Source organism: Kitasatospora sp. NPDC093550, assembly GCF_044764985.1.
Classification (GTDB): Bacteria; Actinomycetota; Actinomycetes; order Streptomycetales; family Streptomycetaceae; genus Kitasatospora.
Genome location: NZ_JBIWJF010000012.1, coordinates 39,274 through 52,685, shown reverse-complemented (window position 1 = coordinate 52,685; position 13,412 = coordinate 39,274). Strand labels below are relative to the sequence as shown.

Genomic DNA, 13,412 nt, shown 5'->3' with positions numbered 1-13,412 from the left:
CGTCCGGCGCGGACAGCCGTTCCCACACCGGGTCGGGCAGCCCGGGGACCGTCCGTCCCTCCGACTGCCACAACCGGGCCAGCTCGGCATAGATGGGGGCCTCCTGGTCGGGTTCCGGAGGGTGCCCCGCTCCTTGCAGGATCGTTTCTTCGGCCGACCGCCACCGCGACGCCGGCATCGCCCCAAAACTACTCACATCCGCCCAACGCGCCCCCCGCACCCCGGGTCACGGCCGCGTCAACGGACGGCCCGCGCATCAACCCCCCGCGGGCCGCCGTCGTTCGTACCGCACCCACCGCCGCCCGGCGCCGCCTACCGCCGGCGGCCCGCCGCCAGCAGTTCGGACACCGTGGCGAGCTTCACCCGGGGCCGCCCCTCCGCCGCGCCCCGCTCGCGCTCGGCGCGGTCCACCGCCCGCAGCTCCTTCAGCCCGACCGCGTCCGGCCGCCGACGCCGCACCAGCCGGGCGAAGTCCTTGCGGCCCGCCTCCGGGACGGGCAGCGCGCGGGCGGCCGCGTCGTCCAGCAGCGCGTCCACGGTCTCCCGCGCGCAGGCCCGGTTGGCGCCGATCCCGCCGGACGGACCGCGCTTGGCCCACCCCACCACGTACGTGCCCGGCAGCGGCTGCCCGGTCGCCGGGTCGACGACCCGCCCGCCCCGGTGCGCGACCGTGCCGCCCCGCTCGTCGAACGGGAGCCCCGGTACCGGCACGCCGCGGTGCCCGATCGAACGCACCACCAGCCCGGCCCGCAGCACGTCCTTCTCCCCGGTGGCCTCGACCCGCTCCCCGTCCACCGGCGCGGTCCGCTCGACGGTCAGGGCCTCGACCCTGCCGTCCCCGGACAGCTCGACCGGCGCGGAGAAGAACCGCAGCACGATCCGCCGCCCCGCCCCCGGCTGCGCCGCCCCGTCGTACCGGACCAGCGGCAGACCGGCGAGCAGCGCGGCCCGCGAACCCCGCCCGGCCCCCGGACCGGCGGCCGACGGCGCTTCCAGGGCCGACGGCTCCCCCGAGGCCGACGGCGTCCCCGAGGCCGCCTCGATCGCGGCCCGAACCTCCGGATGGTCCTCGACCACCAGCTCGACGCCCGGCAGCTGCCGCAGCGCCAGGAACTCCGCCCCGGTCCACGCCGCGTGCTCCGGGCCCCGCCGGGCGAGCAGCACGACCTCCCGCACCCGGCCGCGGCGCAGCGCGGCGAGGGCGTGGTCGGCGATGTCGGTGGCGGCGAGCCGGTCGGGGTCGGTGAGCAGGATGCGGGCGATGTCCACGGCGACGTTGCCGTTGCCGACCACCACCACGCGCTCGGCCGAGAGTTCCACCGCGTCGGCCGGCACGGTCGGATCGGCGTTGTACCAGCCGACGAAGGCGGTCGCGGGCAGGCTGCCGGGCAGGTCCTCGCCGGGGATGCCGAGCCGGCGGTCGGCCGCGGCGCCGACCGCGTACACCACCGCGTGATGGTGGGCGGCGAGCTCCTGATGGGTGAGGTCGGTGCCGATCTCCACGTTCAGGTGCATCCGCAGCCGCGGGTCGTGGAAGACGCTCGCGAAGCTCTCCGCGATCCGCTTGGTGGACTGGTGGTCGGGGGCGACGCCGTGCCGCAGCAGACCGCCGGTGACCGGCAGCCGGTCGATCATGGTGATCTCGGCGCTGGTGCTGCGCAGCAGTTCCTGCGCCGTGTAGCCGGCGGACGGCCCGGTGCCGACCACCGCGATCCGCAGCGCGCCGAGCTCGCCCGGCAGGCTGCGCGGGAAGGTGGGCCGGCCCCAGGCGTGGTCGTTGGGGTGCTCGCGGAACCAGTCCCGGTTGAGGTCGCCGAACACGGTGTCCGGTCCGCGCAGCCGGTCGACCGGGTACACCGCGTCCACCGGGCAGGCGTCCGCGCAGGCCCCGCAGTCGATGCACGCCCGCGGGTCGATGTACAGCATGTCGGTGGTGCCGAACTCCGGCTCGTCCGGGGTCGGGTGGATGCAGTTGACCGGGCAGACGGACACGCACGAGGCGTCGTTGCAGCAGGTCTGGGTGATCGCGTAGGCCATGGCCGGGGTGGAGTCCTCGCTGCGCGTGGGGGATCGGTCTCGGTCTCGGGGGTCTCTCGGTCTCGGGATTCGCAGGGCTCGCCCGACGGACCGTCAGAGCATGTGCACGCGGCGGTAGACCGCCGCCGCGCGGCCGGTGAGCAGCCCGGCCTCGGCGAGGAAGGCCATCAGGTGCCGGGAGCTGGTGCGCATCATGGCCTTGCGGTGCTCGTTGGCCCGCACCTCGGCGAGCGCCCGCCCCACGTCGAGCCCGGCGGCCTTGTACACGCCGGGGTGGACCATGCTGGTGACGATGACGTACGCGCCCACGGCGATGCCGGTGGCCGAGGTGCGCCGGCGGGCCGGGCTCGCGTACCGCATCCGCTCGCGGATCTCCTGCCGGGCGAACTTCATGTGCCGCGACTCCTCGACCACGTGGATCCGGGAGGTGCCGCGGACGATCTCCAGGACGTTCTCGCCGCGCATCCAGTCGCGCTGCATGACGTCGAGCACCTCTTCGGCCACCAGGATGCCGCCGTACGCCAGTTCGCCCTTGGCGAGTGCCTTGAAGGCGCGCCCGGCCTGGGCGATCACCTTGTTCGGACGGTAGGCGGGGACGCCCATCTTCTCGCAGGCCCGGGCGAACATGATCGAGTGGCGGCACTCGTCGGCGATCTCGGTGAGCGCGAAGCGGAACTCGGCGCTGGCGGGGTCCTTGAGGTACTGGTCGCGCAGCACCATCTGCTGGAGGATCATCTCGAACCAGATGCCGGTGTTCATGATCGAGCAGACCTCGTGCCGGGTCAGGGTGATCCGCTGGCGCTCGGTCATCTCGTCCCACAGCCGGGTTCCGTAGAGCGTGCTCCACTCGGGGTTGAGGCCGTAGTGCTCCTCCGGGAGGGGGGCGTCCCAGTCGATCTCGGTCGAGGGGTCGAAGGAGAGGGTGGCGGCCGACTCCAGCAGCCGCTTCGAGACGTCGTCGTCGGCGGTGGTGTGGCCGTGCTCCGTCGGCCGGGTGAGAGCCATGGCTGCCTCCAGGTGCCTGCCCCTGCGGGTTCCCGCTCACCCGCTTATTAGACGGACAGTACAATAAGAGCCCGCCGCCGAGAACCCCCCGCGCGACGGTGAACCGGTGTGCGACCGGCGCGCGGCCCCGCTCCGGACACGGCGCCCCGGGCCCCGTGCGGACACGACGGAGGGCGGGGCCCCGTCGAGGCCCCGCCCGGTCGCGCTCCGCTCCCCTCCCGCCGCCGGCTACGCGGCTTCCAGCGCCTTCCGCAGCGCCTCGGCCGCCTCGGCCGTCGCCTCCCGGAAGCGGTGGCCGATGCCGATGTAGTTGGCGTACCCGTGGATGAGGTCCGGCTGCCGGCTCAGCCGTACGGCCACCCCGGCCTCCTCCAGCGCCCGCGCGTACGCCTCGCCCTCGTCGCGCAGCGGGTCGAAGCCCGCGGTGCCGATGTACGCGGGCGGCAGGCCGGTCAGGTCCTCGGCGAGCAGCGGCGAGAGCCTCGGGTCGGTGCGGTCGGCGGGCGCGGGCGCGTACCGGTCGGCGAACCAGTCCATGTCGGCGCTGGTCAGGAAGAACCCGTCGGCGAACAGGTCGCGCGAGGGGCGCCGGACCGAGGCGTCCGTCGCCGGGTACAGCAGCAGCTGGAACACCGGGGCCGGGCCGCCCCGCCGCACCGCCTGCTGGGCCGCGACGGCGGCCAGGTTGCCGCCCGCGCTGTCCCCGCCGATCGCGATCCGCTCCGGGTCCGCGCCCAGGTCGGCGGCCTTGGCGTGCGCGTAGTCGAAGGCGGCCAGCGCGTCCTCGGCCGCCGCCGGGAACACGTGCTCGGGCGCCAGCCGGTACTCCACCGACAGCACCCGGACGCCCGCCCGCTGCGCCAGGAACCGGGCGACGTGGTCGTGGCTCGCCCGGCTGCCGACCACCCAGCCCCCGCCGTGCAGGTAGACCAGCAGGCCGGACCCCTCCGCCAGACCGCCCGGGGTGTACAGCGTGGCGGCCGACTCGCCCTGCTCCCGCGGGATCCCGACGGGCCGCGCGGCCACCTCGTGCAGCGTGCGCCCGCCCACCAGGTGCCGCGCGTGCTCCATCGCGGCCCGCGAGGGCTCGACCCCGCCCGGCATCACCAGGGCCGCCCCGGACTGCCGCTGCAGCTTGAGTATCAACTGCGCGTCCAGCGCCAGGGTCTGCCCGTCCCGCACCACCGGCTTGCCCGCGATCGCGCGCCGCAGCCCCTCCGGCAGGGCGTACAGGACCCGGATGACGGCGGCCTGGATCCGGACGGGAAGGGGGATCGTCATCTCTTCTGCCTCCTGGGGCGGTACGGCCTGGATCGGGAGCCCGTGATTCGGGAGCCCATGATGGGGCCGTCCCGGCCCGGCCGGAAGCCCTCTCGACGCGCTCTGAACCCGCCCTCGACCCGCCCCGGTGCGGCGATGCCGCTCGCCCCTACCCGTTCACCCCGTCCTCGGCCCGGCGCGCCCGGGCGGTCAGGTGGCGGCGTTCCGGGGCGCTGGCGGTACGGGCGGCGGCCTCCCGGTAGGCGCGGGCGGCGGCGGCCGGATCGGTGCCGAGGCGCTCCAGCAGGTGGGCGCGGACCGCCGGGAGGCGGTGGTGGCGGGCGAGGCGCCGGTCGGCGGCGAGGGCGTCGAGCAGGGCGAGCCCGGCCGCCGGGCCGTGCACCATCGCCACCACCACCGCCCGGTTGAGGGCGACCACCGGGTTGTCGTCGAAGCGCAGCAGCAGGTCGTACAGCGCCAGGACCTGCGGCCAGTCGGTGGCCCCGGCGGTCCGCGCCTCGCCGTGCACCGCGGCGATCGCCGCCTGCACCTGGTACGGCCCGGGCCGCCCGGCCGGCAGCGTGGCGGCGATCAACTCCAGTCCTTCGCGGAGCAGTTCGCGGTCCCAACGGTCGCGGTCCTGCTCGTCCAGCGGCACCGGCGCGCCGTCCGGTCCGGTGCGGGCCGGGCGGCGGGCGTCGGTGAGCAGCATCAGGGCGAGCAGTCCCGCCGTCTCGGCGTCGCCCGGGGCCAGGCGCAGCAGAAGCCGGGTCAGCCGGATCGCCTCGGCGGCGAGCCGCGGCACGGTCAACTCCTCGCCGCCGCTGGCCGTGTAGCCCTCGTTGAAGATCAGGTACAGCACGTGCCGGACCTCGCCCAGCCGCCCGGCGCCGCCCTCCCCCGCGGGCGGCACCAGCCGTCCGCCGGCCGCCTTCAGCGTCTGCTTGGCCCGGCTGATCCGCTGCGCCATGGTCGCCTCGGGCACCAGGAACGCCGCGGCGATCTGCGCGGTGGTCAGGCCGCCGACGGCGCGCAGGGTCAGCGCGATCCGGCTCGGCACGGACAGCGCCGGGTGGCAGCAGAGGAACAGCAGCGCGAGCGAGTCGTCCGCCGCCGGGTCGGGCGCGTCGGCCGCCGGGGCGAGCAGCGCCGACTGCGGGGTGGCCGACGCCAGCGACTCCTCCCGCCGGCGCCGCGCCGCCTCGCTGCGCACCCGGTCCACCAGCCGCCGGTCCGCGACGGTCGCCAGCCAGCCGCCCGGGTTCGCCGGCACGCCGTCCCGCGGCCACTGCAGCGCGGCCGCCAGCAGCGCCTCCTGCACCGCGTCCTCGCACACGTCGAACGCCCCGCCGTGCCGCCGCACCAGCGCGCCGAGGACCTGCGGCGCCAGTGCGCGCAGCAGGCCCTCGACCTCCGTCGGCTCGCTCACGCGCCGGCCGACGGCTCGTCGGCCGGCGACTCGTGCAGGATCGGCCAGAGTTCCACCGGCTCCACGTCCGCGAACGGCATGTCGGCCGCGATCCGCTGGGCCCGCTCCAGGCTCTCGCAGTCCAGCAGGTAGAAGCTGGCCACGTACTCCTTGGTCTCCAGGTACGGCCCGTCGGTGACCACCGGCACGCCCTGCGCCCGCCGCACCAGCTGCGCGGCGGCGGCGTCCGCCAGCCCGTAGGCGCCGATCAGCTCGCCGGTCTCCCGGTACCTGGTGTTGAACGCCTCCTGCGCGGCGATCGCCGCCGGCCACTCCTCGGCCGGGAAGGCGTCCCACTTGGCCTGGTTGCCGTAGATCATCGCGACGTACTTCATCTCGGGGGTCCCTCCGGTCCCGCGCGCCCCTCCGGCGCGCTGTCACCTCCCAGTCGGAGCCGTGGGGCGGCGTCTCGACACCGGCCGGAGGATTTCTCCGGAGAATCTCCCCGGAGGTCCTTCCGCCTCCCGTCGGCGCCCCGGGGCGGGGCTCAGCGGCCGCGCCGGTCCTCGGCGTCGAAGGCCGCCAGTGCCCGCGCCCCCGGCTCCAGCGAGCGCCGCAGCGCGGCCAGGACGGACGCCTCCAACCCGCCCAGGGCCTCGGCGAGTTCCTCCGCCGCGTCCTGCGCGACCTCCGCCGCCACCGCCTCCGCCGCCGTGCGCGGCCCCAGCTTGCCGACCGCGGCCGCCGCCCGGGCCGGCGTGAGCAGCTCCGACGCCCGTACCAGCAGCCAGGCCGGCACCCCGGCCGCGCCCTCCGGCGGGGGGAGGTACGGGCGGGCGCCGCCGTAGCGCCCGTCCTCGGCGAAGGCCCGCTGCTTCACCTTCACCAGCGGACGCTCCCGCGCCCCCGGCGCACCGGCCTCCCGCCACTCCCCCGCGGGCTTGAGGACGTACCCCTCCGCGAGGTTGTCCGCGAGCTCGGGCAGCCCGAACAGCGCGGGCACCCGGCTGGGGAAGCGCACCGGCAGGTCCTGCAGGGCGTGCCGCGCCCCGGTGCCGAGCAGCGGTACGCAGGCCAGCCCGGCGGTGCCGGCGGCCGTGCGCAGGGCGCGGTCGGCGATCCACCACCGGCCCCCGGGCGTCTCCACGGTGGCGTCGAACGGCAGCCAGCGCAGGCCGGGGTGGTACCAGACGCCGGTCTGCACCGGGTCGACCCCGGCGGCGGCGGCCACCCCGGGGTGCGGGTAGCGTCCGCCGGCCAGCTCGCCGTAGACCGTCACCGTGGCGTCGGGGCCCCACGTCCCGCGCAGCGCGGCGGCGAACCGGGCCGCGGCGACGGCGACCCCCGGCCAGATCCGGCTCACCCCGAAGAAGCCGTCCAGCCCCTCGTCGTCCAGCAGTTCGCGTCGCTTCGCGGGCCGCACCGAACCGCCCTCGCAGACCACCGCGAAGTGCGCGCCGTGCACCTTCTCCGTCGCGGTCCACTCGCGGGCGCCGGGCCCGCCGGAGCGGCCGCGCGCGGGGATCTTGGGGTAGGGCCGCAGCTCGGACCCGTCGAACGCCGTCGTCTCGGACACGGACAGGATCCTCGCGGCCGGGCCCGCCGAGCGGCAACCGGTTTCGCCGGGGGCCGACGGCCCGCCGTCACGCGGACGCGCCGCTCAGAGCCGCCACTCCGAGCGCACGGCGCCGACGCGGGGCTCAGCGGCGCTCCCGGAGTCCGTCCAGGTGTGCCCGCAGGACCTCCTCGGCCTCCGCCGCCGTCCGGTGCCCGATCAGGACGTGCGCGGTGAGCCCGTCCGCGAGGGCGAGCAGCGCCCGGGCCTCGGTGCGCGCCCACGGCGCCCCGCCGGAGGCCTCCGCCGTCAGCCGCGCCACCAGCTCCTCCAGCGCCGCGTAGCTGCTCCGCAGGGTCCGCGCCAGCCCGGCGTCGACCGCGGCCGCGGCGACGAAGGCGAGCCAGACCCTGGCCTCGGCCCGGTGCTCCTCGCGCAGCAGCGCCACCTCCCCGGCGACCAGGCCGAGTTCACCGGCGGCCGACCGGGTCGGCCCGGCGGCCAGCCGGGCGCGCACCCGCTCGGTGACCCGCTCGCCGACGTGCGCGAGGGCGAACCGCAGCATCTCCTCCTTGGTGCGGAAGCAGCGCTGGACGGCGCCCATCGACACCTCGGCGCGGATGGCGACGTCCCGCAGGGTGACGGCCCCCAGCCCGCGCTCGTCCACCAGCGCGCAGACCGCGTCGGCGATCTGCCGGCGGCGGCCCTCGTGGTCGACCTGCTTGGGCATGTCCGCCTCCTCATCGCCGGCCCGCCCCGGGCCCGGCCCGTTTATTCGATGCGATCGTATCGCTTCCGGGCTAGGGTGCCGATGGTTCCGATGCGGCCGCATCGGAAAGAGGCGCATCGGAAAGAGCCCGAGGAGTCCCGCCCCCATGCCCCTGTGGAGCAAGCCCGCCACCGCACTCGCCGCCGCCGTCCGCACCGGCGCGGTCTCGGCCCTGGAGGTGGTCGACAGCCACCTCGACCGCATCGCCGAGGTCAACCCGCACCTCAACGCCGTGACCCGGCTCCTCGCCGACGAGGCCCGCGCCGCCGCCCGGCACACCGACCGCCGGCTGGCCGCCGGCGAGGACCCGGGCCCGCTCACCGGCGTGCCGTTCACCGTCAAGGAGTGCACCCCGATCGCGGGCGTGCCCACCACTTTCGGCACCCCGCACTTCCGCGACCACGTCGCCCCCGCCGACGCCGTGCCGGTCGCCCGGCTGCGCGCCGCCGGGGCGATCCCGATCGGCCACAGCAACCTGCCGACCCTGATCCTGGCCGGGATGCACACCCGCAGCGAGCTGTACGGCGACACCCGCAACCCCTGGGCGTCCGACCGCACCCCGGGCGGCACCAGCGGCGGCGACGGCGCCGCGGTCGCCGCCGGCCTGGCCCCGCTCGGGCTCGGCAACGACTCGGGCGGCTCGGTCCGGATCCCGGCCGCCTTCTGCGGCGTCGCCGCCCTCAAACCGACCACCGGCCGCTTCCCCGCCGACCAGCGCCTGATCGGCCCGGACGACCCCGGCCCGGCCTCCCAACTCCTGGTCACCGACGGCCCGTTGGCCCGTACCGTGGCCGACCTCCGGCTCGCCTGCGAGACCCTGGCCGGCACCGACCCGCGCGACCCGCGGGCCGTCCCCGTCCCGCTGTACGGCGAACCGCTCGGGCGGCCGGTCCGGGTCGCCGTCGTCGCCGACCCGGGCGGCCGCGGCGTCCACCCCACCGTCCGCCGGGCCGTCGAGACCGCCGCCGACGCGCTGCGCGACGCCGGGTACGACGTCCGCGAGGTCCCCGACGTGCCGCGGCTGGACGAGGCGCTCGACGCTTACCACCGCCTCACCGTCACCGAGTTCGCCCCGAGCTGGCCCGCCGTACGACGGCTGCTGGGCGAGGGCGGCGACCGCTACGTCGAGCTGACCATGCGCGGCGCCCCGCCCGCCGACGCCCCCGGGCTGATCCGGCTGATGAGCACGTGGATGGGCATCCGCCGCTCCTGGACGGAGTTCCTGCAGGAGTACCCGCTGGTGCTGGGCCCGGTGTTCACCGAGCCGCCGGTCGAGCCCGGCCTGGAGTCCCGGGACCAGGCGGGCCGCGACCGGGTCGCCTCCGCGATGCGGCTGTGCTCGGTGACCAGCTTCGTCGGCGTCCCGGCCGTCGCCGTCCCCACCGGCCTCGCCGAGGACGGCCTGCCCACCGGCGTGCAGCTGATCGGCCGGGCGTTCCGGGAGGACCTGTGCCTGGCCGCCGCCCAGGCCGTCGAGGACCGGCTCGGCGTCCTCACCCCGATCGACCCGCGGCCGTAGCGCGGACCCCGGCCCTCGCCCCCGCGGCCCCGGCCCTCGGCGTCGGGGCCCGGGCCTGCCGGGGGAGACGACAGAACGGCCGGTCGATCCGAAGATCGACCGGCCGTTCGCTGTGCGCGAGGGGGGAGTTGAACCCCCACGCCCTTTCGGGCACTGGAACCTGAATCCAGCGCGTCTGCCTATTCCGCCACCCGCGCATCTGGGTGATGGGTTAACTATAGACCATCCGGAGGGGTGCCTCCGACCACGTCGGGATGACGCCGCCCCTCCACCCCGCCGAGCCCCGCCCGCACCACCTCCGCACTCCGTCGGCGATCCGTCCGCACTCGGCCGGCGATCCGTCGGCGATCCGTCCGCGCTCCGTCCACGATCGGTTCGCACACCGGACGAAGAAGGCCGGAATGCGGATGGGGCACGAAGGACGCGGGCTAGTCTGTGGAGATGGTTGCGAACACCGAAGAAGTGGCCATGAACGAACCGGAGTTCATCAGCGCCCCGGCCCTGATCCTCCGCTCCCTCGCCGCCGACCCCGCCAGACGGGCCGTCACCACCGCCGACGGGGAGGTGATCACCGCCGGCGACTTCGCCGCCGCCACCTACCGCCTCGCGCAGGAACTCGCCGCCCGGGGCGCGGCGCGCGGCACCACCGTGACCCTGCTGACCGGCAACACCGCCGAGGCGCTGAGCGCCCGGTACGCCGCCGGGCTGGCGGGTGCGCGGGTGGTGAACCTGTACGACGGCATGAGCGCACCGACCCTCGCCGAGATCACCACGAGCGTCGACACCACCGTCCTGCTCGTGGACGCCGAACGGTACGCGACGGCCGCCGAGTTGCTCCCGCTCGTCGACGTGCCCACCGTCCTCACCCTGGGCCCGGGCCCCGAGGCCTCCGGGGGCACCGCCCTCGGCGAGGACGCCGTCGCCGCCTCCGCCCGCCGGCCCGCCGAACCGCCCGCCGTCCGGATCCGGCCGGACGACGACCTCGGCATCCGCCACACCGGCGGCACCACCGGCATCCCGAAGGGCATCCTCAGCCTGCACGGCCCCTACCGGAGCGTCTTCGACATCCCGTACGGCGGCGGTGCCGACGCCGACCCGCCCCGCTTCCTCGCCGCCACCTCGCTCGCCCACCTCGCCGGGCTGTTCTGCGACCTGACCCTGCACGGCGGCGGCTCGGTGGTCCTCCAGCGGTCCTTCGACCCGGGCGAGGTCCTGGCCGCGGTCGAGCGCGAGCGCATCACCGACCTCTGGGTGCTGCCGCCGCTGCTCTACCGGCTGCTGGACCACCCGGCGATCGGCCGCACCGACCTGTCCGGCCTGCGCCGGCTCTCGTACGGGGGCTGCGCCGCCTCGCCGGCCCGGATCCGCGAAGCGATCGAGGTGTTCGGGCCGATCCTGGTCAGCGGCTACGGCCAGTCGGAGGCGCAGAACGTCGCCATGCTCGCCCCGCACGAGCACGACCGGACCGGGCACGACGGCCGACTCCCGGTCGGCAAGCCGCTCCCCGGCGTGCAGGTGGTGATCCGCGCCGCCGACGGCACCGAGCTGCCGACGGGCGAACAGGGCGAGATCCACGTCCGCTCGGCCGCCGTGATGGCCGGGTACTGGAAGCGGCCCGACCTCACCGCCGAGGTGCTGCGCGACGGCTGGCTGAACACCGGCGACATCGGCCACCTCGACGAGGACGGCTACCTCTACCTGGCCGACCGCCTGAAGGACACGATCATCGTGGTCGGCGGGCACGTCTACCCCAGCGAGGTGGAGGAGTTGCTCCTCACCCACCCGGCGATCGCCCGGTGCGCGGTCTACGGCGTGCGGGACGCCGAGGACGCGGAGCACGTCCACGTCGCCGTCGTCCCCGCACCGGGACAGCGGCCCGAACTGGCCGACATCCGCGCCTTCGTCACCGCCCGCAAGGGCCGGATGTACGCACCGGAGGCCCTGCGCGTCCTGGACGAGATCCCGCTGACGGCCGTCGGCAAGCCGGACAAGAAGCTCCTCCGCGCCTCCCCCACGGCCTGAGCCCACCGCCGGTCCACAGGACCCCCGCCGAACCCCTCGAAGATCCCCACCGGACTTCACCCCACCGAGCGGTTTGGCTCAACGAACCACCACCCCGCTGCCGAGAAGCCAGAAGGGGTGGCGGCGCTGAGGGCCGCCACCCCTCCCCACTCCCTAGCCCTCCTCCCGTCCCCGGAAGGAGCGGCGGTACTCCCGCGGGGCCACGCCGACCCGGGCGGTGAAGACCGGGCGGAGGGAGACGGCCGAGGTGAAGCCGCAGTGGGTGGCGACGGTGTCGACGGGGAGGTCGGTCTCCTCCAGGAGGCGCTGGGCGGTCAGGACGCGCTGGTCGAGCAGCCAGCGGGTCGGGGTGGTGCCGGTGGTGGCGGTGAAGCGGCGGGCGAAGGTGCGCTCGGACATCAGGGCGGCGGCGGCCATCCGGGGGACGGTCCAGGGGGAGTCGAGGGAGGCGAGGATCTCGGCGCGGACCCGGGCGAGGGGGTCCTCGGCGGCGGGGGCGGGGACCGGGGTGGGGATGAACTGGGCCTGGCCGCCGGCCCGGAAGGGTGCGGTGACCATCGCGCGGGCGATGGTGGCGGCGGCCTGCTGGCCGTGGGCGGTGCGGACGAGGTGGAGGCAGAGGTCGATGCCGGCCGCGACGCCGGCCGAGGTCCACAGGCCGTCCCCGCCGGTGAAGAGGACTTCGGGCCGGACCGTCACCGCCGGGAAGCGGCGGGCGAGTTCGGGGGCGAGCGCCCAGTGGGTGGTGGCCTCGCGGCCGTCGAGCAGGCCGGCCTCGGCGAGGACGAAGGCGCCCGCGCACAGGGAGGCGATCGGGATGCCGCGGGCGCGGACGGCCCGGAGGGCGGCGAGGACGGCGGGGTCGCGATCGGCGCCCGGGTCCTCGACGCCGGGGACGACGACGAGGTCGCAGTCGGCGAGCGCGGCCGTCCCGTGGTCGGGGACGCGTTCCAGCCCGCCGCCGAGCCGTACCCGGGCGCCGTCCGGTCCGCAGATCCGCAGGTCGAAGGCGGGCAGCCCGGCCCGGGAGCTCCGGTTCTCCCACACCTCGCCGATCACGGCGTAGTCGAAGGCCCGGACCCCGTCGAAGATCAGACACCCCACGGTTCGCATGGGGGAAATCTATGGCAGGAACCTATCGATGGGTGTCGTCTCTGCCCATCACGTCCCGGGCCCGCGGGCCAGCACGATGGACGCATGACGAACACCGACGCCTTCGACGCCCCGCTCACCCTCGACTCCGACGCCGTCCTGATCCTGATCGACGTCCAGAAGGGCTTCGAGGACCACGACTTCTGGGGCCCCCGCGACAACCCGCAGGCCGAGCAGCGGATGGCCGAGCTGGCCGCCGCCTGGCAGGCCACCGGCCGCCCGATCGTCACCGTGCAGCACGCCTCCGCGTCCGGGCCGCTGGCCGAGGGCACCCCGGGGTACGAGCTGAAGGACTTCGTCGCCGGGCTCACCCCGGCGCTGCACATCACCAAGACGGTCAACAGCGCCTTCTACGGCACCCCCGACCTGCACGCCTGGCTGCAGCGGCGCGCCACCCGCCAGCTGGTGGTCACCGGGATCATCACCAACGTCTGCAACGAGACCACCGCCCGGATGGCCGGCAACCTCGGCTACGACGCCGTCTTCCCCATCGACGCCATGCACTCCTTCGACATGACCGGCCCCGACGGCACCACCGTCCCGGCCGCCGAACTGGCCCGCGCCACCGCGACCACGCTGCACGCGATGCGCTTCGCCAAGGTGGTGACGACGGCGGACGTCCTGGCGGCCGCCAAGGCCTGACCGGCCGGACCCCGCCCACCACCGGGCGCCGGCCGGCCCCGGG

At 75.9% G+C, this 13,412-nt stretch carries 11 protein-coding genes and 1 tRNA gene; 3 read left to right on the top strand and 9 right to left on the bottom strand.

All coding sequences use genetic code 11. From position 1 onward, the window contains the following. Window positions 1-312: 312 nt before the first annotated feature. The 7 genes from ACIRD3_RS20425 to ACIRD3_RS20395 all read right to left on the bottom strand — a co-directional run bounded on the left by ACIRD3_RS20425 (window position 313) and on the right by ACIRD3_RS20395 (window position 7,995). On the bottom strand, window positions 313-2,037 hold the full coding sequence (locus ACIRD3_RS20425) for an FAD-dependent oxidoreductase (RefSeq protein ID WP_402218404.1): 1,725 nt from the start codon (window positions 2,035-2,037) through the stop codon (window positions 313-315). 93 nt (window positions 2,038-2,130) lie between these two features. Continuing rightward, window positions 2,131-3,042, bottom strand: coding sequence for a diiron oxygenase (locus tag ACIRD3_RS20420; protein ID WP_402218401.1), 912 nt, complete (start codon window positions 3,040-3,042; stop codon window positions 2,131-2,133). A gap of 228 nt (window positions 3,043-3,270) precedes the next feature. Continuing rightward, on the bottom strand, window positions 3,271-4,323 hold the full coding sequence (locus tag ACIRD3_RS20415; RefSeq protein ID WP_402218399.1) for an alpha/beta hydrolase: 1,053 nt from the start codon (window positions 4,321-4,323) through the stop codon (window positions 3,271-3,273). 148 nt (window positions 4,324-4,471) lie between these two features. Continuing rightward, window positions 4,472-5,731 carry an RNA polymerase sigma factor gene (locus tag ACIRD3_RS20410; RefSeq protein WP_402218396.1) on the bottom strand — a complete coding sequence of 420 codons (1,260 nt, stop codon included), beginning with the start codon at window positions 5,729-5,731 and terminating at the stop codon, window positions 4,472-4,474. Continuing rightward, window positions 5,728-6,105, bottom strand: coding sequence for a YciI family protein (locus ACIRD3_RS20405; protein ID WP_402218394.1), 378 nt, complete (start codon window positions 6,103-6,105; stop codon window positions 5,728-5,730). Before ACIRD3_RS20405 ends, ACIRD3_RS20410 begins: the two co-directional genes overlap by 4 nt. A 152-nt stretch (window positions 6,106-6,257) precedes the next feature. Next, window positions 6,258-7,286 (bottom strand): RNA ligase family protein, encoded by a 1,029-nt coding sequence (locus ACIRD3_RS20400; RefSeq protein ID WP_402218392.1) that lies wholly within the window; start codon window positions 7,284-7,286, stop codon window positions 6,258-6,260. Between the two features lie 124 nt (window positions 7,287-7,410). Next, window positions 7,411-7,995, bottom strand: coding sequence for a TetR/AcrR family transcriptional regulator (locus tag ACIRD3_RS20395; RefSeq protein ID WP_402218389.1), 585 nt, complete (start codon window positions 7,993-7,995; stop codon window positions 7,411-7,413). Window positions 7,996-8,140: 145 nt separating this feature from the next. Between ACIRD3_RS20395 and ACIRD3_RS20390 the strand changes: the two genes are divergently transcribed. Then, window positions 8,141-9,553: an amidase gene (locus ACIRD3_RS20390; RefSeq protein ID WP_402218386.1), complete on the top strand. Its 1,413-nt coding sequence runs from the start codon at window positions 8,141-8,143 to the stop codon at window positions 9,551-9,553. A 113-nt stretch (window positions 9,554-9,666) separates the two neighbouring features. Here the strand turns inward: ACIRD3_RS20390 and ACIRD3_RS20385 are convergent. Continuing rightward, window positions 9,667-9,750: transfer RNA gene (locus tag ACIRD3_RS20385), tRNA-Leu, on the bottom strand. A 244-nt stretch (window positions 9,751-9,994) separates the two neighbouring features. Here ACIRD3_RS20385 and ACIRD3_RS20380 point away from each other — a divergent pair. After that, complete coding sequence (locus ACIRD3_RS20380; RefSeq protein WP_402218384.1) at window positions 9,995-11,575, top strand: AMP-binding protein; 1,581 nt, start codon at window positions 9,995-9,997, stop codon at window positions 11,573-11,575. A gap of 153 nt (window positions 11,576-11,728) precedes the next feature. On the opposite strand, the gene ACIRD3_RS20375 is transcribed toward ACIRD3_RS20380, so the two are convergent. Continuing rightward, window positions 11,729-12,688 (bottom strand): GlxA family transcriptional regulator, encoded by a 960-nt coding sequence (locus ACIRD3_RS20375; RefSeq protein WP_402218382.1) that lies wholly within the window; start codon window positions 12,686-12,688, stop codon window positions 11,729-11,731. 84 nt (window positions 12,689-12,772) lie between these two features. Between ACIRD3_RS20375 and ACIRD3_RS20370 the strand changes: the two genes are divergently transcribed. Next, window positions 12,773-13,369, top strand: coding sequence for a cysteine hydrolase family protein (locus ACIRD3_RS20370; protein WP_402218380.1), 597 nt, complete (start codon window positions 12,773-12,775; stop codon window positions 13,367-13,369). Window positions 13,370-13,412: the final 43 nt, after the last annotated feature.

Excerpts from the sequence above, each read along its gene's own strand:
- ACIRD3_RS20425 (WP_402218404.1), bottom strand. The coding sequence starts at position 2,037 with ATGGCCTACGCGATCACCCAGACCTGCTGCAACGACGCCTCGTGCGTG.
- ACIRD3_RS20420 (WP_402218401.1), bottom strand. The coding sequence starts at position 3,042 with ATGGCTCTCACCCGGCCGACGGAGCACGGCCACACCACCGCCGACGAC.
- ACIRD3_RS20415 (WP_402218399.1), bottom strand. The coding sequence starts at position 4,323 with ATGACGATCCCCCTTCCCGTCCGGATCCAGGCCGCCGTCATCCGGGTC.
- ACIRD3_RS20405 (WP_402218394.1), bottom strand. The coding sequence starts at position 6,105 with ATGAAGTACGTCGCGATGATCTACGGCAACCAGGCCAAGTGGGACGCC.
- ACIRD3_RS20395 (WP_402218389.1), bottom strand. The coding sequence starts at position 7,995 with ATGCCCAAGCAGGTCGACCACGAGGGCCGCCGCCGGCAGATCGCCGAC.
- ACIRD3_RS20390 (WP_402218386.1), top strand. The coding sequence starts at position 8,141 with ATGCCCCTGTGGAGCAAGCCCGCCACCGCACTCGCCGCCGCCGTCCGC.
- ACIRD3_RS20380 (WP_402218384.1), top strand. The coding sequence starts at position 9,995 with ATGGTTGCGAACACCGAAGAAGTGGCCATGAACGAACCGGAGTTCATC.
- ACIRD3_RS20375 (WP_402218382.1), bottom strand. The coding sequence starts at position 12,688 with ATGCGAACCGTGGGGTGTCTGATCTTCGACGGGGTCCGGGCCTTCGAC.
- ACIRD3_RS20370 (WP_402218380.1), top strand. The coding sequence starts at position 12,773 with ATGACGAACACCGACGCCTTCGACGCCCCGCTCACCCTCGACTCCGAC.